At 30.6% G+C, this 18,873-nt stretch carries 15 protein-coding genes; 9 read left to right on the forward strand and 6 right to left on the reverse strand.

All coding sequences use genetic code 11. The features are described 5' to 3' along the window. Positions 1–277: 277 nt before the first annotated feature. The 6 genes from MKD34_RS00450 to glgB are packed head-to-tail and all read right to left on the reverse strand — an operon-like array spanning position 278 to position 10,193. Positions 278–2,215, reverse strand: coding sequence for a glycoside hydrolase family 13 protein (locus tag MKD34_RS00450; protein WP_240219188.1), 1,938 nt, complete (start codon positions 2,213–2,215; stop codon positions 278–280). Beyond that, entirely contained in the window at positions 2,208–4,640 is a 2,433-nt protein-coding gene (locus tag MKD34_RS00455) for a glycogen/starch/alpha-glucan phosphorylase (protein ID WP_240219189.1), read from the reverse strand. Before MKD34_RS00455 ends, MKD34_RS00450 begins: the two co-directional genes overlap by 8 nt. Continuing rightward, positions 4,637–6,079, reverse strand: coding sequence for a glycogen synthase GlgA (gene glgA / locus MKD34_RS00460; protein ID WP_240219190.1), 1,443 nt, complete (start codon positions 6,077–6,079; stop codon positions 4,637–4,639). The genes MKD34_RS00455 and glgA overlap by 4 nt, the downstream gene beginning before the upstream one ends. A 21-nt stretch (positions 6,080–6,100) precedes the next feature. Then, the gene (glgD, locus tag MKD34_RS00465; RefSeq protein ID WP_240219191.1) at positions 6,101–7,192 is read right to left on the reverse strand and encodes a glucose-1-phosphate adenylyltransferase subunit GlgD; all 1,092 of its coding nucleotides are present in this window, start codon (positions 7,190–7,192) and stop codon (positions 6,101–6,103) included. After that, positions 7,192–8,310, reverse strand: coding sequence for a glucose-1-phosphate adenylyltransferase (locus MKD34_RS00470; protein ID WP_240219192.1), 1,119 nt, complete (start codon positions 8,308–8,310; stop codon positions 7,192–7,194). The genes glgD and MKD34_RS00470 overlap by 1 nt, the downstream gene beginning before the upstream one ends. Before the next feature lie 2 nt (positions 8,311–8,312). Beyond that, complete coding sequence (gene glgB, locus MKD34_RS00475) at positions 8,313–10,193, reverse strand: 1,4-alpha-glucan branching protein GlgB (protein ID WP_240219193.1); 1,881 nt, start codon at positions 10,191–10,193, stop codon at positions 8,313–8,315. Between the two features lie 227 nt (positions 10,194–10,420). Here glgB and MKD34_RS00480 point away from each other — a divergent pair, with 227 nt between their 5' ends. The 9 genes from MKD34_RS00480 to porA all read left to right on the forward strand — a co-directional run bounded on the left by MKD34_RS00480 (position 10,421) and on the right by porA (position 18,869). Next, positions 10,421–11,050: a polysaccharide deacetylase family protein gene (locus MKD34_RS00480; protein ID WP_240219194.1), complete on the forward strand. Its 630-nt coding sequence runs from the start codon at positions 10,421–10,423 to the stop codon at positions 11,048–11,050. Positions 11,051–11,229: 179 nt separating this feature from the next. Beyond that, positions 11,230–11,430, forward strand: a complete 201-nt coding sequence (locus MKD34_RS00485; protein ID WP_023052090.1) for a cold-shock protein — start codon at positions 11,230–11,232, stop codon at positions 11,428–11,430. A 243-nt stretch (positions 11,431–11,673) separates the two neighbouring features. After that, positions 11,674–13,026 (forward strand): magnesium transporter, encoded by a 1,353-nt coding sequence (gene mgtE / locus MKD34_RS00490; protein WP_240219195.1) that lies wholly within the window; start codon positions 11,674–11,676, stop codon positions 13,024–13,026. Between the two features lie 130 nt (positions 13,027–13,156). Then, positions 13,157–14,350, forward strand: coding sequence for a methionine gamma-lyase (gene megL, locus MKD34_RS00495; RefSeq protein ID WP_240219196.1), 1,194 nt, complete (start codon positions 13,157–13,159; stop codon positions 14,348–14,350). A gap of 247 nt (positions 14,351–14,597) precedes the next feature. Next, positions 14,598–15,938 carry a YjiH family protein gene (locus MKD34_RS00500; protein ID WP_240219197.1) on the forward strand — a complete coding sequence of 447 codons (1,341 nt, stop codon included), beginning with the start codon at positions 14,598–14,600 and terminating at the stop codon, positions 15,936–15,938. A gap of 127 nt (positions 15,939–16,065) precedes the next feature. Continuing rightward, complete coding sequence (locus MKD34_RS00505; RefSeq protein ID WP_240219198.1) at positions 16,066–16,710, forward strand: helix-turn-helix transcriptional regulator; 645 nt, start codon at positions 16,066–16,068, stop codon at positions 16,708–16,710. A 16-nt stretch (positions 16,711–16,726) separates the two neighbouring features. After that, the gene (locus MKD34_RS00510) at positions 16,727–17,302 is read left to right on the forward strand and encodes a 2-oxoacid:acceptor oxidoreductase family protein (protein WP_240219199.1); all 576 of its coding nucleotides are present in this window, start codon (positions 16,727–16,729) and stop codon (positions 17,300–17,302) included. Continuing rightward, entirely contained in the window at positions 17,302–17,604 is a 303-nt protein-coding gene (locus MKD34_RS00515; protein ID WP_240219200.1) for a 4Fe-4S binding protein, read from the forward strand. Before MKD34_RS00510 ends, MKD34_RS00515 begins: the two co-directional genes overlap by 1 nt. Positions 17,605–17,618: 14 nt before the next feature. Further along, positions 17,619–18,869 carry a pyruvate ferredoxin oxidoreductase gene (gene porA, locus MKD34_RS00520; protein ID WP_240219201.1) on the forward strand — a complete coding sequence of 417 codons (1,251 nt, stop codon included), beginning with the start codon at positions 17,619–17,621 and terminating at the stop codon, positions 18,867–18,869. Positions 18,870–18,873 lie beyond the last annotated feature (4 nt).

Consider the following 18,873-nt stretch of genomic DNA (forward strand, 5'->3'; position numbering starts at 1 on the left):
AAAATAAAAATGGATGGTCAGCATCAAAAATTACTAAGAATATAATAGAATATAGAGTTTTTATTATTTTGTACCCTATTCCTATCATTTCTAAATAACATGACCTGACCTCCTTTAAAAAATTCTTAAACTACTAAAGTTTGATTGATTATAAACTATGAAAATAAAATTGTCAAATACTTTTTTATAAAAATATTTTTCCTAAAAGTGCTTATGAGAAAACACTCACAAGTACCCTTAGGAAAAAAGCTGAGCAGGGGGGAGTGCTCAGCTTTTCTTAGACACTTTTACTACTAAATAAAAGTGTCTTTAGTGGGGGGATTTTTATTGGGAAATTAGTAGATGAATCTATTGGAACGATTAGGGGGTCATTCCAACGATATATGTCAGTCGCTATATTATTACTAAATTTCCCCAGAAATTCCTTCAAATTAATTTTAAAAATTTTTGATTTATTTGGATTTCTATTTGTAAGAACTCCTATAAAGTCTCTCTCATTGGGGAAAAATCTTATGTAGGCAAATACATCAGGATGGGGTGAAAAAAATTTAATTTCACCTTTTTTTAACACTTTAGAACTAGATCTTAAAAAAGATATTTTTTTATACCAATTTAAAAGATTTTGGTCCTCCTTCCCCCAAGGATATGTTCTTCGATTATCAGGATCTTTACCACCTTCTACTCCAACTTCGTCTCCATAATAGATAACAGGAACTCCAGGAAGAGTAAATTGAATTAAACTTAAAGATTTTAAAACTCTAGTAGTTGCAGGCTCTAAATATTGAGGCTCAAGATTAAAATCTTTTACTATATCTTTAACTGAAGTTTTTATTCTTTTTACATCATGGCTTCCTAAAAGATTAAAAGATGCAAAATAGTTCTCTTTAGGATAGTTTTCTCTTAAAGAATTCATATATTTACAAAGAGTTTCACTATCAATAGAACCATTATAGAAATTCAAAAGATATGTTCTAAGAGGATAATTCATAGCAGAGTCTAGTTGTTTACCATTAAAATACTCTCTTCGTTGCCCATAACTTACCTTATTACTGGCATCTTCCCAAACTTCTCCAATAATAATAGATTCAGAATCGATATTTTTACATTTATATTTTAAACTTTCAATAAAGAAGCTTGGAAGTTCATCAGCTACATCAAGTCTCCACCCTTTAATACCAGTCTTCATCCAATGGTTAATAACACTATTTTCACCTTCAACAATGTATTTAAAAAAGCTAGGTTCTAACTCGTTTACACAAGGTAAATCCTTAATTCCCCACCAACAATCATAATCATAGGGGTAATTTTGAAATCTATACCATGGATAGAAAGGAGAAGATTTATTAGTAGATGCTTCTTTAAAATATATACTATCCTTTCCTGTATGATTAAAAACACCATCTAAAATTGTATATATTCCTCTTTTTTTACACTCTTTAACCATATTTTTAAAGTCTTTATATGTACCTAAAACAGGGTCGATATTATGATAGTTATTAGTATCATAACGATGGTTACTAGTTGCTTCAAAAATAGGATTTAAATATAGGGTTCCAACATTTAAACCTTTAAGATAGTTAATTTTTTCAGTAATCCCTTTTAAGTTACCTCCAAAAAAGTCCCAACGAGCTATTTCATTTTTACTATTTTTTATATACATTGGAATATCAGACCATCTTCCATATAAAAAACTATTAGCTTTGGGTTCGTTAACTTTACCATCTTTATTTCCATTTTTAAATCTATCTGGAAAAATTTGATAGGCAATACTTTCTTTAAACCAGTTAGGAGTAGGAGTGTTTTTATAGTATAGGGTAATTTGATAATCAATTGGAAAATTCTCATAGATATCTCCTATTCCACCAAGAGCTAGAGAGTTATTACCATAATAAAAAACTGTATTATCATTTCCAATGACTATTTTAAAGTGATAAAAAATAGTTTTAGCTAAAGATGGAGTTGTAAAATTAAGAGACCAGACAATATAGTCGTGGTCTCCAATTTTTTTTTCACCTTCAGGAAGCATTTTAAGCTCTAACTCCTTACCATTTTTTATGATTAAGCTAATATTTAAACAGTTAATATTTTTTTGAGTGAATATATTGAATGTTATATTTTCTCCACAAGGAGTAGCTCCAAAAGGTGTTTTAAATTGTTCATCTTGAGAATCAAATAAAATAGAATCTTTAGGTAGAGAATAAGAAAGACTATTCACCTCTTTTCACCTCCTTAATATGCCAAATATCCTCAGCATATTTTCTAATACTATTATCAGAAGAGAATTTTCCAGAATGTGCAATATTAACTAAACATATTTGTAGCCAACCTCTTCTATTTTCATATAAAGTATTGATTTTATTTTGAGCTTCAACATAAGCAGAGAAATCCTTTAAAACAAAATAGGGGTCTCCTTCTCCATATATATGATTTAAAATATCTTTAAACTCATCCTTATTTTCAGAGAATGTCCCATCACTAAGTTGATTAAGAATCTTTTGTAAGTCAGGATTAGAGTTTAGAATATCTCTAAAGTTATAAGTTCTATTTTTTTCCAAGTCCATAACCTCTTGAGAAGTAAGACCAAAGATAACGATATTGTTATCTCCAACTTCATCATAAATTTCTACGTTGGCTCCATCAAGAGTAGCTAGAGTAACAGCTCCATTCATCATGAACTTCATATTTCCAGTTCCAGATGCTTCTTTAGAAGCTGTTGAAATCTGCTCACTCACATCTCCAGCTGGAATTATAAGCTCAGCTATAGAAACACCATAGTTTTCAAGGAATACAACCTTAATTTTATTTCTAATATCAGGGTCATTATTTATAACATTAGCTACAGAGTTTATAAGCTTTATAATATTTTTAGCTAAATAGTAAGATGGAGCAGCTTTAGCACCGAAAAAGAATGTACGTGGAACTATATCAAGTTCAGGATTTTCCTTTAGTTGATTATAAAGATAGATTATGTTAAAAATATTTAGTAGTTGTCTTTTGTATCCATGAAGTCTTTTAACTTGTACATCAAAAATTGAAAATGGATTTATATCAATGTTATATTTATTTTTAACAAAATCTACCACTTTTTCTTTATTTTTAAATTTTATTTTATCTAATGTTTGTAAAACATTATCATCATTTATATATTTTAAAAAGTTAATAAATTTATTTGTATCATTTAAACATTCAGGGCCACTTTTCTCTATAACTAGTTTATAAAGTTCAGGATTTGCATTTTTTAACCATCTTCTATGGGTAATACCATTGGTTTTATTGTTAAATCTTTCAGGATAAAGAAGATAGAAGTTATGAAGTTCTCGATTTTTAAGAATTTCAGTGTGAATTTTAGCAACTCCATTAACTGAGTGAGAACCAATTATAGCTAGATTAGCCATTCTAACCTCACCATTATAGATTATTCTCATTGAATCAATTTTACTATAATCCTCTTCATATTTTTTACTAACCTCTTCGCAGAATCTTCTATCAATCTCTTCGATAATCATAAGAATTCGAGGAACAGTTTTTTTAAACATATCATAGGGCCATTTTTCCATAGCTTCAGCTAATATAGTGTGATTAGTATAAGCTAAAGTTTTAACAGTTATATCCCAAGCACTATCCCAATCAAGTCCCTCTTCATCTAAAAGTAGCCTCATAAGTTCACCAACAGCTATAGCGGGGTGTGTATCATTGATATGAATTCCTACAAAATCAGAGAATTTATGAATAGATTCTTTAAGTTTTTTATATCTTTTTAAAATAGTTTGAAGTCCAGCACTAACAAAAAAATACTCTTGCTTTAGACGTAAAAGTTTTCCTTGAAAACTAGAGTCATCAGGATATAAAATCTGTGAAATAGCTTCAACAGCAAACTTTTTATCAATAAATTTTTGATAATCACCTTTTTGAAGACCATTTAAATCAATCTCTTCTTCAGGAAGTTCAGCACTAAAAAGTCTAAGGGTATTAACAGTTTCCATATTAGAACCTAAGATGGGAATGTCATAAGGAACAGCGTCGATCTCTTCACAACCAGAGTATATAGGTTCAATACCATTGGGAGTATTAACTAAATTTACAACTCCACCAAATTTAACTGTTACAGTTTTTTCAGGTTTTTTAATTTCCCATAAAAAATCCTCTTTTAACCAGTTATTTAAAAGTTCTTTTTGATATCCATTTACAATTTTTTGATTAAAAAGACCGTGTTTAAATCTAATTCCACACCCATGTCCAGGAAACCCAAGTGATGCAAGAGAATCCATAAAACATGCTGCAAGTCTTCCAAGTCCTCCGTTTCCAAGAGCAGGATCAGGCTCTAATTGTAAAAGAGTATCTAAATCTATCCCTAAATCTCTAAGACCATCTTTAACTACATCTCTAATATTAAGATTTAAAAGATATGAGTTTAAAAGTCTTCCTAGTAAGAATTCCATAGAAAAATAGTATATTTGTTTACATTTTTTCTTAGTATAGTAGTTGTTAGTTTCTGCCCAAGATTCAGAAATATAATCTCTAATAAGTTTTCCAAGAGCTAAATATTTATGTTCTAGGGAAGCTTCAGTGGGCGTTTGAGCAAAAGTCAGAGTAAGTCTTTTAATATAATCCTCTTTAAATTGATTTTTAGTTAAATTCATAAAAGACCTCCATATAGCGATTTATATTTTTTAGCTGACTCCTTCCAATCAGAGTTATATTTCATACAAGATCTCATAAGAGCAGTCCAAGCTTTTTTATCTTCATAAAAAACTTTTGCAGCATATTCAAGTTTAAAAAGCATATCATGAGCATTATAATTTTGGAAAACAAAACCAGTTCCTCCTAAGGTATCAGGATTAAAGTTAGAAACAGTGTCTTTTAAACCACCAGTTTCCCGAACTAGAGGAATAGTACCATATCTCATAGCAATAAGTTGACCTATACCACATGGTTCAAATAGAGAGGGCATTAAAAACAGATCACATGCTCCATATATTTTTCTAGCCAATTCATCACTAAATGTTATGTTAGATGAAAGCTTCCCAGGATTAATATATGAATAATAGTTAAATAGATCTTGGTACTGCACATCTCCAGTTCCTAAAACGACAAATTGAAGGTTAATGTTTAAGATATCATCCATAACCCATTTTATAAGATCAAGACCCTTTTGACTGACTAAACGAGAAACTAATCCTACCATTAAAATATTTTCATCTACAGGAAGTCCCAATCTTTTTTGTAACTCCACTTTATTTACAGCCTTTTTCTTTAAGTTAGTTAATCCAAAATTAGCATAAAGTTTATCATCTTTTCTAGGATCATATAAAGTATAATCAATTCCATTTACAATTCCATGAACTTTATTTCCAAGTTCGATGATTAATCCATTTAATTTTTCTCCATAGAAAGGGTATGTAATCTCTTTAGCGTAAGTTTCACTAACTGTTGTAACTAAATCAGAGTATATAAGACCACCTTTCATAAAAGAAACACCATCATAAAATTTAAGTTTATCCTCTGAATAATATGATGAATCAAGACATAGAAGTTCTCCTAAGATATCTTTAGAAAATACACCTTGATATTTTAGATTATGTATTGTAAAAACTGTTTTAGTATTTTTTAAAAGTGAATCCTCTTTATAAAAAGCCTTTAAAAGTACAGGAATCATTCCAGTATGCCAATCATTACAGTGAATAATATCAGGAGAAAAATCAGGTATATGTTTAACAGCTTCTAAAACCCCTCTGCAAAAGAAAGCAAAGATTTCTCCATCATCATAGTGGCCATAAGGGATATGTCTTTTGAAATAGTATTCGTTATCTAAAAAATAGAAATCAACGCCATCATATTCTAAATGAAAAAGACCAGCATATTGATTTCTCCAACCAACAGGTACAGTAAAAGAACCTAAAAAATTCATTTTTTCTACGAATTTTTTAGGAATATTTCCATTTTTAGGAAGTATAACTTTAGCATTAACACCAACTTTTTTTAATGCTTTTGGGAGAGCGTGAGATACATCTCCAAGACCTCCAACTTTTAAAAATGGATCAGCTTCTGAAGTGGCAAAAAGCAGATTAATATTTTTCATCTTCCTTCCTCCTTGTAAAAGTTAAAATTTATATTTTTTCTGAATAACAAGAGGATATGAAGGGTTTCCTTCTAACTCTGTTTCTTCTAAAACAACATTTTTATCAACAATAATATTCTTTAAATGAGTACCAGCTTTTATAGTACAATTTTGAAGAATGATACAATTTTCTACTCGAGCACCTTTTTCAATATTAACATATCTTGAAAGTACACTATTAATAACTGCTCCTTCAATAAAACATTCATTGGAAATAATAGAATTTTTTACAATCTCTTCACTTAAATAATGAGTAGGAATAGAATCTTTAACTTTACTAAAAATTGGTCTATTTTCATTGAAGAAAATCTCTTTTAAAGTTTTAGAGTTTATTAAATCCATATTAGTTCTAAAGTAGTTTGCTAGTGAGTTTAAACAAGAAAGATATTCTTCATGCTCAAATCCCATAATTTTTAGATTATTTTTACTTCTATAGATAATATCTTTTAAAGCTATTTGATTGTGCGGTCTAGACATAACTAAAGCCATTAATAGAGATCGCTTTATTAAAAATACTTCCATTGATATGTTTTGATTTTTCTTAGGTAAAAAATTAGCACAAGCTCTTGTTAAATGATTTTTTTCATTAAATTCTAAAATATCACATCCAAGAAAATTTTCTGAAGGCTCTGGAATATTTTTATATATAACAGTGACATCAGCTTCAGATAATTCGTGAAACTCAATAGCTTTATCTAAATCGATATTTGCAATCATATAGGTTGGTGCGATAACAATCATCTCATCTTTAGATTTTAAAAGATCATCAAAATTTTCAACTAGAAGTTCAGTGTCACTTTCAGCATCTCCATTATGTATTGTAAGACCACCATTTTTTCTATTTAATCCCCAAGATTTAGCAACATCTAGATGGTTTCTTAAAGAGCGACAATTTTTACCTGTGAGAATATGTATATTTCTAATTCCAGCATTTTTCATATATGATAATGGAAAATCAATAGCTCTGTATTTTCCTGCAATAGGAACAGTTGCAATTCCTCTGTGTGCTGTTAAAGTTTTTAAAAGGTCCCTACTTTCAAAAGAAGTAATAACTCCAGTATATTTTGCTAACATTATTCATCCCCCCCACTGATAAATAGAATTTCATCCTTTCTACCAAAATGTTCATTTTTTTCAACAACAACATTTTCACCTAAAATTATTCTATTAACAAAACTCCCCTCTTTTAAAACTGCACCAGCTAAAATTACACTGTTATGTACTTTAGCACCCTCTTCTACAAAAACTTCAGATGATATAACAGAGTTAATAACTTCTCCTTTTATAATACACCCTTCTGAAATAATAGAGTTTTTAACAACAGCAGTTTCTTCAAGAAGATGACCAGGTTTATTTGTAGCTTGAGAATATATTCTCCAATTTTTGTCAAAAAGATCAATAGGGTTTGAGCTATCTAACAAATCCATATTTGCAGCCCAAAGACTTTCAATAGTTCCAACATCTTTCCAATATCCTGAGAAAGGATAAGCCATTAGTTTATGTCCTTCTCTTAAAAATTTAGGAATAATATTTTTTCCAAAATCTTTATCTGAATACTTATCTTGTTGATCCTCTTTCAGTGCTTTTTTAAGATCAGGCCAATTAAAAATATATATACCCATACTTGCTAAAGTACTTTTAGGTTCTTTTGGCTTTTCTTCAAACTCATAGATTTCATTATTTTCCTTTGTATTCATAATTCCAAACCGTGAAGCTTCCTCAATAGGTACATCAATAACAGCTACAGTTGCAGCTGCCTCTGTTTCAATATGAAAATCCAACATTTTATCATAGTCCATTTTATAAATATGATCTCCAGATAGGATAAGAACATACTCTGGATTATACATATCAATATAGTTTTCATTTTGAAATATAGCATCAGCAGTTCCCTTATACCAACGATTTTCACTCTCTGTAGAATACGGAGGTAAAATACTAACTCCAGCGCCTTCTACATCCAAATCCCATGGACTTCCAACTCCAATATGTCTATTCAACAAAAATGGCTTATATTGAACTAAAACTCCAACTGTATCAATTCCAGAGTTAACACAGTTACTTAGTGGAAAATCAATAATTTTATATTTACCTCCAAAAGGAACAGCAGGTTTTGCTACATCTTTTGTAAGTTTTTTTAGTCTACTTCCTTGACCACCAGCTAAGATCATAGCTATCATTTTCTTTTTCATAGTTAAATTCCCCCTTTTTTTAATATTGGTTTTAAAAATAGTGTACAAAGTGGAGCTATATTTATAGAAATAGAGAAAGGTTGATCATCTAATTCTCTATTTATAGGCTTGATAATTTCACTATTAATTTGGTTACTACCACCAAAAATATCTTTATCACTATTAAAAACTTCCATATATTCAAACATCCTTGGAACACCAATAGAGTGATTTATGTACTCGTTTTTAGTAAAGTTACAAACAACTAAAATAAAATCCTCTAAATTCTCTCCCTTTCTTATAAAAGTTATAAGTTTTTGGGTATAGTTTTTATGATTCACCCATTGAAAACCATCAGAAGTTGAATCTTTACCCCAAAGAGCTGGTTCTGATTTATAAAATTCATTAAGTTTACTAATATAAGTTTTTAAAGAATCATGTTGTGGATATTTTAAAAGTTTCCATTCTAACTCTTCGTAGTATCTCCATTCAATAAATTGTCCAAATTCTCCCCCCATAAAAAGAAGTTTTTTTCCTGGATGTCCAAACATGAATCCATAAAACATTCTAAGAGAATCAAATTTTTGAATGTAATCTCCACTCATTTTATCAAGAAGAGATTTTTTACCATGAACTACTTCATCGTGAGATAAGGCAAGTATAAAATTTTCACTAAAGGCATACATAATAGAGAATGTTAAAAGATTATGATTTTTTTCTCTTTCACAAGGAGTATAAGACATATATTTCAACATATCATTCATCCAGCCCATATTCCATTTGTAGTTGAATCCAAGACCTCCTTTATATGTAGGAGCAGTAACTAAAGGCCAAGATGTGGCTTCTTCAGCAATCATAAGTGGGTTTTTATAAAGTTTAAAAATTGTTTCGTTGAGTGTTCTTAGAAAATCGATGGCTTCTAATTTTGCATCTCCACCAAGAGAGTTTTTTAGACCTGTTTTTTCACGTCCGTACTCAAGGTATAAAAGGTTTGAGACTGCATCTGCACGAATTCCATCAATATGAAAATGTTCAAATAAAAATGTTGCACTTGATAATAAAAAGTTTCTAACAAAGGGTTTAGTAAAATCAAAGTTAGCAGTTCCCCAAGTTGGGTTTTCCCCTAAAATTTCGTTTTCGTATTCAAAAAGAGGTGTTCCATCAAATCTATATAGACCATGAGCATCTTTACAAAAATGTCCAGGAACCCAATCTAAGATAACTCCAATTCCAGCTTTATGACATTCATTAACAAGATATTTAAAATCTTCTGGTGTTCCATAACGACTTGTAATAGAGAAATATCCAACTCCTTGGTATCCCCAAGATGTATCCAAAGGATGCTCAGTAAGAGGAAGAATTTCAATATGAGTAAAACCTGTTTCTAAAATATATGGAACAAGTTTTTCAGCTATTTCTCGATAATTAAGAAATTCACGACCATCTTCTGGTCCTTCTCCACGATTGTAATTTCTTTTCCAAGAACCTAAGTGTAATTCGTAGATACTGATAGGTTTATTATAAAGATTATCTTTCTCTCTTTTTTCTAACCATTTTTTATCATCCCATGGAAAAGTTTTAAAAGGGTCATAAACTATAGAAGCAGTATTGGGACGAACTTCAGAATAAAAGGCAAATGGATCACTTTTCATAAAGATTTTTTGATTTTTATCAGCAATCATATACTTGTAAATTGTTCCCTCTTTTAAATTAGGAATAAAAAGAGACCAAACTCCAGTTTTTAAATCTTTATTCATATAATTTCTTTTTCCATCCCAATCATTAAAATCTCCAACAACTGAGACTTGGACTGCATTAGGCGCCCAAAGTGTAAAAAGAACTCCATCAACATTATTGTTTTTTTTCAAATGAGAACCAAAAGTTTTATAAAGAGTATAATTCATAGAAATCCCCCCTTTTTTCTAAAATTTTAATTATTATAATATATTATTTTGAAAAAAGATACATCTTTCCTTTATAAAAATAAAAATAAATTTCCAAATTAAAAAAAGAAAGTGATGGATATTTTAGTAAAAGATTTATTTAGTTAAAAAATAAAAAGAAAACATCTATACCAAAAGTATTATATTGTGTTATATTTAAATGAAAAAAATAATGAGAGGGGAAAAAGATGAAAATATTAAAGTATTTATTGGCAATTTGTATGATGACTATAACTATTTTTGCTCAAGGAACAAAAAAAATAGCTCTAACTTTTGATGATGGTCCAAAGGCTAAAATAACAGAGGAGATTTTAGAAGTTTTAAATGAAAATGATGCAAAAGCAACATTTTTTATTTTAGGAACGAATGGAAAAAGATATCCTAAAATTTTAGAAAAAATCCATGAAGGTGGACATCAAATTGCGAATCATTCATATAATCATCCAAATTTAAAAAAATTACCAATGAGTGATGTGAAAAAAGAGTTAGAGAGTACAAATAAGATAATAACAGCAGTAACAAATAAAAAAGTAGGACATTTTAGACCACCGTATGGAGCATTAACTAAAACTCAGAAAGAGGAGTTAAAAAAGAGTTTAGGGATGGAGTCAGTTATGTGGAATATCTGTCCTAAAGATTGGGAAAAGCCATCAGATGCAGATTATATAGCTAAATTTTTAGTAGAAAACTCAAAAGATAACGGAATAGTGTTATTACATGACTATGGAAAGACTGCTCAAGCCTTAAAAGTTGCAATTCCTCAATTAAAAGCTAAAGGATTTGAGTTTGTAACAATTGAAGAGTTAAATAAAAAATAAAAAAATTAAATAAAAAAGCTTTACTTTTTAATAAAAAACATGTATAATATTTCTAGATTAATAATATGAGTTTTAAAATTTTTAGAAGAGAAACCTATAGGTAACTTGAGTTTGTTTAACCTCTGATTTAAAGATTAAGATTTGTAGAGTTATAAAAAATAATTTTATGGAGGTATCAAATGAAAGGTACTGTTAAATGGTTTAACGAAGAAAAAGGATTTGGATTTATCACTGGTGAGGACGGGAAAGATGTATTCGCACACTTCTCTCAAATCAAGAAAGATGGATTCAAGAAGTTAGTAGAAGGAGAAGAAGTAACTTTTGACGTAGTTCAAGGTGAAAGAGGACCTCAAGCATCTAACATCGTAACTGTAAAGTAATGATATTTTAAAGCCTTAGAAGATTTTCTAAGGCTTTTTTTTATGTAAAAATATAAAAGATTTACTTTTTTTTATAAAAAAGGTATAATTTAAAGGTTGAAAAACAAAAATAAATTAAAGGAGAGAAAAGATGGATAGTTACCCCAAACGGACTAAAAATAAAAACAATTTAATATATAGTTTGTAGGGGAAAGGTCTAGAAATTTTTCTTCAATTTTCCTCTGCAAAACTCAAGGAGGAAAAATGTTTGAAACAAAAGTAAAAGAACTTCTACTAAAAAAAGATTTAAAAGGTCTAAAGGAGGTTCTAAACTTAGAAACTCCTATAAATATAGCTGAATTTATTGAAGCTAACAGTGAAAATGAAAAGGATATAATTATTCTTTTTAGACTTTTACATAAAGAGTTAGCGGCGGAAGTTTTTGCAAATTTAGATGCTGATGAGCAAATAAAAATTGTAGGTTCAATAAATGATGATAAACTTCAGTCATTATTAGAAGAGCTATATTTTGATGATATGATTGACTTTTTAGAAGAGATGCCTTCAAATGTTGTGAAAAGGGTGCTTGAAAATTACAAGCATGAAAACAGATCTTTAATAAATCAATTTTTATCTTACGAAGAGGATTCAGCAGGAAGTTTAATGACAATAGAGTATCTTTCTCTAAGAAGTAATCAAACTGTAAAAGAGAGTCTTGAGCATATAAGAAAGTATGCAGAGGAACTTGAAACTATAGATGTTGCTTATGTTATAGATAAGAATAAAAAGCTTGAGGGAGAGATAACTTTAAAGAAACTTTTAGCATCTTCTGATGATGAGATTATAGAAAATATTATGGATAAAAATATACTTTCTGTAAAAACATCAACAAATCAAGAGGAAGCTGTAAAGTTATTTAAAAAGTATGATCTAACAGTTTTACCAGTAATTGATAAGGAAAATATCTTAGTAGGAATTATTACCATAGATGATATGGTAGATGTTATTGAAGAGGAAAATACAGAGGACTTCCAGAAAATGGCTGCTATGGCACCAAGTAAGGAGGAGTATTTAGAAACTTCAGTTTTACATTTAGCTAAAAATCGTTTAACATGGCTTTTAGTATTAATGGTTTCAGCTACATTCACAGGATCAATTATTAGTAAATACGAAGAGATAATAGAACAGATGGTAGTTTTAGCTGCAGCAATTCCAATGCTTATGGATACAGGAGGAAATGCTGGTTCTCAATCGTCAACTCTTATAATAAGAGGAATGGCTTTGGGAGAGATTAAAATGAGTGATTATTTAAAAGTTGTATGGAAAGAGTTAAGAGTAAGTTTAATTGTAGGATTAGGCTTAGGAGCTGTAAACTTTTTACGTATGAATTATATATTAAAGCAAGATTTCAAAATGTCAATGTTAGTATCATTTACTTTAGGTATAACAGTAGTGATAGCAAAATTAGTTGGAGGATTACTTCCAATTGGAGCTAAAAAATTAAAGTTAGATCCAGCTATAATGGCTGGGCCACTAGTTACAACTATTGTTGATGCATTAGCTTTAGTTATTTACTTCTATCTAGCAATGTTCTTATATAGTGATGTATTAAAATAGTCAGATCGCAAGATCTGGCTTTTATTTTTTTAAAAAACTGTTATATAACAGTTTTTTCTTTGAAACCTTGCTTTAGGAGATAAAAGAGGTATAATTGAGTTAAAAATAGGTTTCATAGGGAGGAGTTATTATGGATAAGAATATGAAAAATGGTTTTGGAACAATAGCGATTCATGGTGGAAGTGAGAAAAATCCTTTTGGAACTTTAGCAACACCAATCTATCAAACATCAACATTTATATTTGATTCAGCTGAGCAAGGGGGAAAAAGATTTGCTTTAGAGGAAGAGGGATATATTTATTCAAGACTAGGAAACCCTACAGTGACAGTTGTAGAGAAAAAATTAGCTCTATTAGAAGAGGGAGAAGCAGCGTTAGCTACAGCTTCAGGAATGGGAGCAATAGCTTCAGTAATGTGGACAGTTTTAAAAGCTGGAGACCATGTTTTAGCAGATAAAACCCTTTATGGATGTACATTTGCACTATTAAGTCATGGATTAACAAAATTTGGAATAGATGTAGAATTTATAGATACTTCAGATTTAGAAGCTGTAAAAAAATCTTTAAAAGATAATACAAAAGTTGTTTATTTAGAAACACCAGCAAATCCAAATCTGAAAATTGTTGATATAGAAGCAGTTTCAAAAATAGCTCACACACACAATGATGATATATTAGTTGTAGTGGACAATACATTTGCAACACCGTATTGTCAAAAACCTTTAACACTAGGAGCAGACGTTGTTGTTCACTCAGCTACAAAATATTTAAATGGACATGGAGATGTAATAGCAGGATTTGTTGTAGGTAAAATGGATTTAGTAACTCAAGTTAGACTGGTTGGAGTAAAGGATATGACTGGAGCAGTACTTAGCCCAATGGATGCTTACTATATAATAAGAGGAATGAAGACTTTAGAGATTAGAATGGAAAGACACTGTTCTAATGCTAGAAAAGTAGCGGAGTTTTTAAATACTCATCCTAAGATTGAAAAAGTATTCTATCCAGGATTAAAAACACATCCAGGACATGAGATTGCATGTAAACAGATGAAAGATTTTGGTGGAATTTTTGCCTTTGAATTAAAAGGTGGAATGGATGCAGGAAGAACTCTACTAAATAACTTAAAACTTTGTTCTTTAGCAGTTTCTTTAGGAGATACAGAAACACTTATCCAACATCCAGCTTCAATGACTCACTCACCATACACAAGAGAGGAGAGATTAAGTGCTGGAATCACTGATGGATTAGTTAGAATCTCTGTAGGACTTGAAGATATAGAGGATATAATTGCAGATTTAAGAAATGGTTTAGAGTTAGTTTAAAAGTAGTATAAAAATTAAAAAATAATATATTGACAAAATAACGAAAATGCATCATAATGCATTATAAAATTTTAATATTAGTTCACCTTTACAAACTGAGCCTAAGGCCGATGGCGAAGACGTTGTAATCCTGTGAACATAAATATTGTGACGCTGCCATAACAATATTCGAGAATTTTGTTATTTGTTATCTTTGAGAGCGTACTTTTGTACGCTCTTTTTTTGACTAAAAAATAGGGAGGCGATAGTGGTAATCAATACTTTTAAATTCGGATTTTATTCTTTTATGGGAATCTGGCTTTTTCTAGTTCCAATTGTAATTGGAGGGGAATCAGCAATGCTTTTAGGGCACATAAAAAGTTATATAGTTAATGGATATGTAGGAGTAGTTAAATCCTTTATGATAGGATTTGCTGTAGTCACCATATTTGGAACTATTTTAGGAATAAAGAAGAAAACTTTTAATGATAGAGTTTTAGATGAATTTTTTATAAGTAGTAAATTTGTATCAGTGGTTAGAATAATTGGAGCACTGTCTCTAATTTTAATAGCATATAATTTTTTACCCAATGTAATAGGTAGTGTAATTGCAGATGAAGGAACTGGTTTAATGATGATTGATGAATTACTTCCGACTATTTTGGTAACTTTTTTACTTGAAGTTATGTTAATACCTCTGCTTACATCCTTTGGATTAGTTGAATTCATTGGAACTTTAATAGCTCCTTATATGAGAAAGCTATTTAGAGTACCTGGATATGCAGCAATAGATGCTTTGGCATCTTTTGTAGGAGATGGAACTATTGGAATTGTAGTTACAGATCAACAGTATGAAAAAGGGTATTATACTCAAAAAGAGGCGGCGATAATAGCTACATCTTTCTCTTTAGTTGGGATTTCCTTTGCTATAATGATGGCAGATTTACTGAGATTATCACATATATTTGGATATTTTTATGGTTCTATTGTAGTTTGTACAATTTTAACGGGAGTTGTAATTTCAAGACTTCCTTTAAAAAAATTTAAAGATAGTTATTATAAAGAGGGAGAAGCTCCAAACGAAAGAGATACAAGTATGAGTTACGCTTTGAGATTGGCTTCAGATGTGGCAGGAAGAACAAAAGCTACAAAGGTTTTAAAAGATTCATTCTTAAAAGTTTTAACAATATATGTAACTTTTACTCCTGTTATAATGTTAATAGGAACAATAGGATTGGTTCTTGCAGAGAAAACAACGGTTTTCCAAGTGATAACAGCACCTATGGTGCCATTTTTAGAATTTATAGGGTTTGAAAGAGAGATAGCTCAGTACATGGCACCATCTATGATAATAGGAATTACGGATATGTGGTTGCCAGCTGTATTTATTAAAGATTGTCCAAGTGAATTAGCTAGATTTGTAATTGGAGGTCTTACTTTTTCCCAGCTAATATACTTTAGTGAAACTGGAATTATTCTTATGAATTCAAAAATAGGATTTAATTTTTTTGATGTAATGAAGATATTTTTCTTAAGAAGTATAGTAGCTTTTCCAATGATATATGGAGTTGGATTATTTATGTTAAAAATAGGATTATTAGTAAATTAAGGGAGGAAACTCCCTTTTTTTATTGAATATGAAAAATGAGAAAAAAATTCTTATTGTAAGAAAAAATTTTTTGACTTTTTGAAAGGTGTGGGGTATATACCTATATTGGAAAAGGAGGGGGATAAATTTGAAAGGAGACTTAGAGATCTTAGAAGAGTATAGAAAAGTAGCAAGATTTATGTCTAAATGTTATGGGGAAAATGTAGAAGTAGTTCTTCATGATTTGAGGGATATAAGTAGTTCTAGTATCGAGATATTCAACAACCATGTAAGTGGAAGAGAGATAGGTTCTCCTATGAGTGAATTTGGATTGAAAATTTTAAAAGAAAGACTCTATGATGATAGGGAGTTTATAACAAACTCAAAAGGTGTTGTAGGAGGAAAAATTCTTAGATCCTCAACATTTTTTATAAAAAATATAGATGAGAATATTATTGGAATGATATGTGTAAATGTAGATGTGAGCAGTTATTTAAATATAGCTTATCAAATGGAGTGTATGGCAAATTTTGGTCTAAATTTAAAAGATGAAAAAGAAGTGGTAACAGAAGTAGATTTTCCAAACTCTATAAAAGAGATGATAAACAAGGCTTTACTAGAGATTTTGAAAGGTAGAGTATCTTGGAAAGAGATAGAGGGGGAGGAGAAACTTAATGTTATAAAAAAACTTCACCAAAAGGGGATATTTGATTTAAGAGGTGGAGTTTTAGAGGTCTCAGAAGCTTTAAATGTTTCTGAATCAACAATATATCGTTATTTAAGTAAAATTTAAAAAAGGATGGTAGATCATGGGTAAAATGGTAGAAATCAGATGGCATGGTAGAGGTGGACAAGGTGCAAAGACAGCTTCTCTTCTATTAGCAGATGTAGCATTTAGCAGTGGAATGTATGTTCAGGGATTTCCTGAGTATGGACCAGAGAGAATGGGAGCACCAATAACAGCTTATAATCGTATAGGAAATGAACCAATTAGAGTTCATTCAAATATTTATGAACCAAACTTTGTAGTTGTAGTAGATGAAACTTTAATAAAAGCAATTGAAGTAGAAAAAGGTCTTAAAGAGGGCGGAGCTATAATTGTAAATAGTGAGAGAAGCCCTGAGGAATTAAGAGCTGAATTGAGAGGTTATACAGGAAGACTTTATACATGTAATGCTAGAAAAATATCTGAAGAGTGTTTAGGAAAATATTTCCCAAATACACCGATGTTAGGAGCAGTTGTAAAAGTTAGTGAACTTATACCAGAAGCTGAATTTATAAAAAATATGGAAGAGTCGTTTAAACATAAATTTAGTACTAAACCTCAAGTTTTAGAGGGGAATATGTGTGCGTTAAAGCGTTCAATGGATGAGGTGGAAGGATAATGAAAAATAAAAACGGTAGAATAATAGATGAAACTATAACTTGGCAAGAGATAACTCCTGGTGGAGTAGTATATGAAGCTGGAAGTGCTGAAAACTTTAAAACTGGTGACTGGAGAACAATGAAAGTTGATTTTATTGAGGAGAACTGTAAGCAATGTTTACTATGTATCCCAGTATGCCCAGATTCAGCTATTCCAGTTAAAAATGGAAAAAGACTAGATTTTGATCAGGATCACTGCAAAGGGTGTGGAGTTTGTTTTGCAGTATGCCCATTTAAAGCGATAGAGTTTACAAAGGCTTAGGAGGAGAGAGGAAAATGAGTATAAGAGAGAGAATGTCAGGAAACGAAGCTGTAGCCACAGCCATGAGACAGATAAATCCAGATGTAATGCCAGCATTTCCAATTACACCATCAACTGAGGTACCACAATACTTCTCTAAGTATGTAGCAGATGGAAATGTAAACACAGAGTTTATTCCAGTAGAATCAGAGCACAGTGCAATGTCAGCAGCTATAGGAGCTCAAGCAGCAGGTGCTAGAACTATGACAGCTACTTCATCATGTGGACTTGCTTTAATGTGGGAAATGCTATATGTAGCCTCTTCAATGAGATTGCCAATAACTATGGCACTTATAAATAGAGCACTAACAGGACCAATAAATATAAATGCAGATCACAGTGATTCAATGGGAGCAAGAGATACTGGATGGATTCAAATATATAGTGAAACAAATCAAGAAGCATATGATAACTATATTCAAGCAGTAAAAATAGCTGAAGATCCAAGAGTTATGCTTCCTGCAATGGTTTGCCAAGATGGATTTATAACATCTCACGCTGTTGAAAACATAGAGCTTTTAGAGGATGATAAAGTAAAGGCTTTTGTAGGAGAGTATAATCCAGAGGATTATCTATTAAACTCAGCTAGACCAATAGCTCACGGGCCATATGACACGGCTAATTTCTATATGGAGCATAAAGTTCAACAAGCTAATGCTATGATGAAAGCAAGACAGGTTATAAAAGAGGTTGCAAAAGATTATGAAAAATTAACGGGTAGAAAATACTCATTCTTTGAAGAGTATAAAATGCAAGATGCGGATGTAGCTATAGTTGTTATAAACTCAACTGCTGGAACAGCAAAAGAAGCTGTAGATGAGTTAAGAGCAGAAGGGAAAAAAGTTGGACTAATTAAGATTAGAGTATTTAGACCATTCCCATTTGATGAGTTAAAGTATACTTTAACAGGAATAAAAGTTGTAGGAGTAATGGATAAATGTGAGGGATTCTCTGGAGCAGGAGGACCACTTTTTGCTGAGGTTAGATCAGCACTTTATGATTCACACGATAGACCAGAAATGTTTAACTATGTTTATGGTTTAGGAGGAAGAGACGTAACTGTAGATACTATAAAAGGAGTATTTAATGAACTTCTTTATGAAGCACACGCAAAACAACTTATAGAGGATCAAGTGGAGATAGCTTACAACCCAGAATTACTTTTAGCACATACATCAGATTTTGAAGTTGGTAGAGTTTACAGACACTTAGGAGTAAGGGGGTAGTAAG

This window comes from Cetobacterium somerae, from assembly GCF_022430525.1.
Lineage (GTDB): Bacteria > Fusobacteriota > Fusobacteriia > Fusobacteriales > Fusobacteriaceae > Cetobacterium_A.

What these genes read in the sequence shown, in the direction of transcription:
- MKD34_RS00455 (WP_240219189.1), bottom strand. Translation starts at nt 4,640, where the DNA reads ATGAATTTAACTAAAAATCAATTTAAAGAGGATTATATTAAAAGACTT.
- glgA (WP_240219190.1), bottom strand. Translation starts at nt 6,079, where the DNA reads ATGAAAAATATTAATCTGCTTTTTGCCACTTCAGAAGCTGATCCATTT.
- glgD (WP_240219191.1), bottom strand. Translation starts at nt 7,192, where the DNA reads ATGTTAGCAAAATATACTGGAGTTATTACTTCTTTTGAAAGTAGGGAC.
- MKD34_RS00470 (WP_240219192.1), bottom strand. Translation starts at nt 8,310, where the DNA reads ATGAAAAAGAAAATGATAGCTATGATCTTAGCTGGTGGTCAAGGAAGT.
- glgB (WP_240219193.1), bottom strand. Translation starts at nt 10,193, where the DNA reads ATGAATTATACTCTTTATAAAACTTTTGGTTCTCATTTGAAAAAAAAC.
- MKD34_RS00480 (WP_240219194.1), top strand. Translation starts at nt 10,421, where the DNA reads ATGAAAATATTAAAGTATTTATTGGCAATTTGTATGATGACTATAACT.
- MKD34_RS00485 (WP_023052090.1), top strand. Translation starts at nt 11,230, where the DNA reads ATGAAAGGTACTGTTAAATGGTTTAACGAAGAAAAAGGATTTGGATTT.
- mgtE (WP_240219195.1), top strand. Translation starts at nt 11,674, where the DNA reads ATGTTTGAAACAAAAGTAAAAGAACTTCTACTAAAAAAAGATTTAAAA.
- megL (WP_240219196.1), top strand. Translation starts at nt 13,157, where the DNA reads ATGGATAAGAATATGAAAAATGGTTTTGGAACAATAGCGATTCATGGT.
- MKD34_RS00510 (WP_240219199.1), top strand. Translation starts at nt 16,727, where the DNA reads ATGGGTAAAATGGTAGAAATCAGATGGCATGGTAGAGGTGGACAAGGT.
- MKD34_RS00515 (WP_240219200.1), top strand. Translation starts at nt 17,302, where the DNA reads ATGAAAAATAAAAACGGTAGAATAATAGATGAAACTATAACTTGGCAA.
- porA (WP_240219201.1), top strand. Translation starts at nt 17,619, where the DNA reads ATGAGTATAAGAGAGAGAATGTCAGGAAACGAAGCTGTAGCCACAGCC.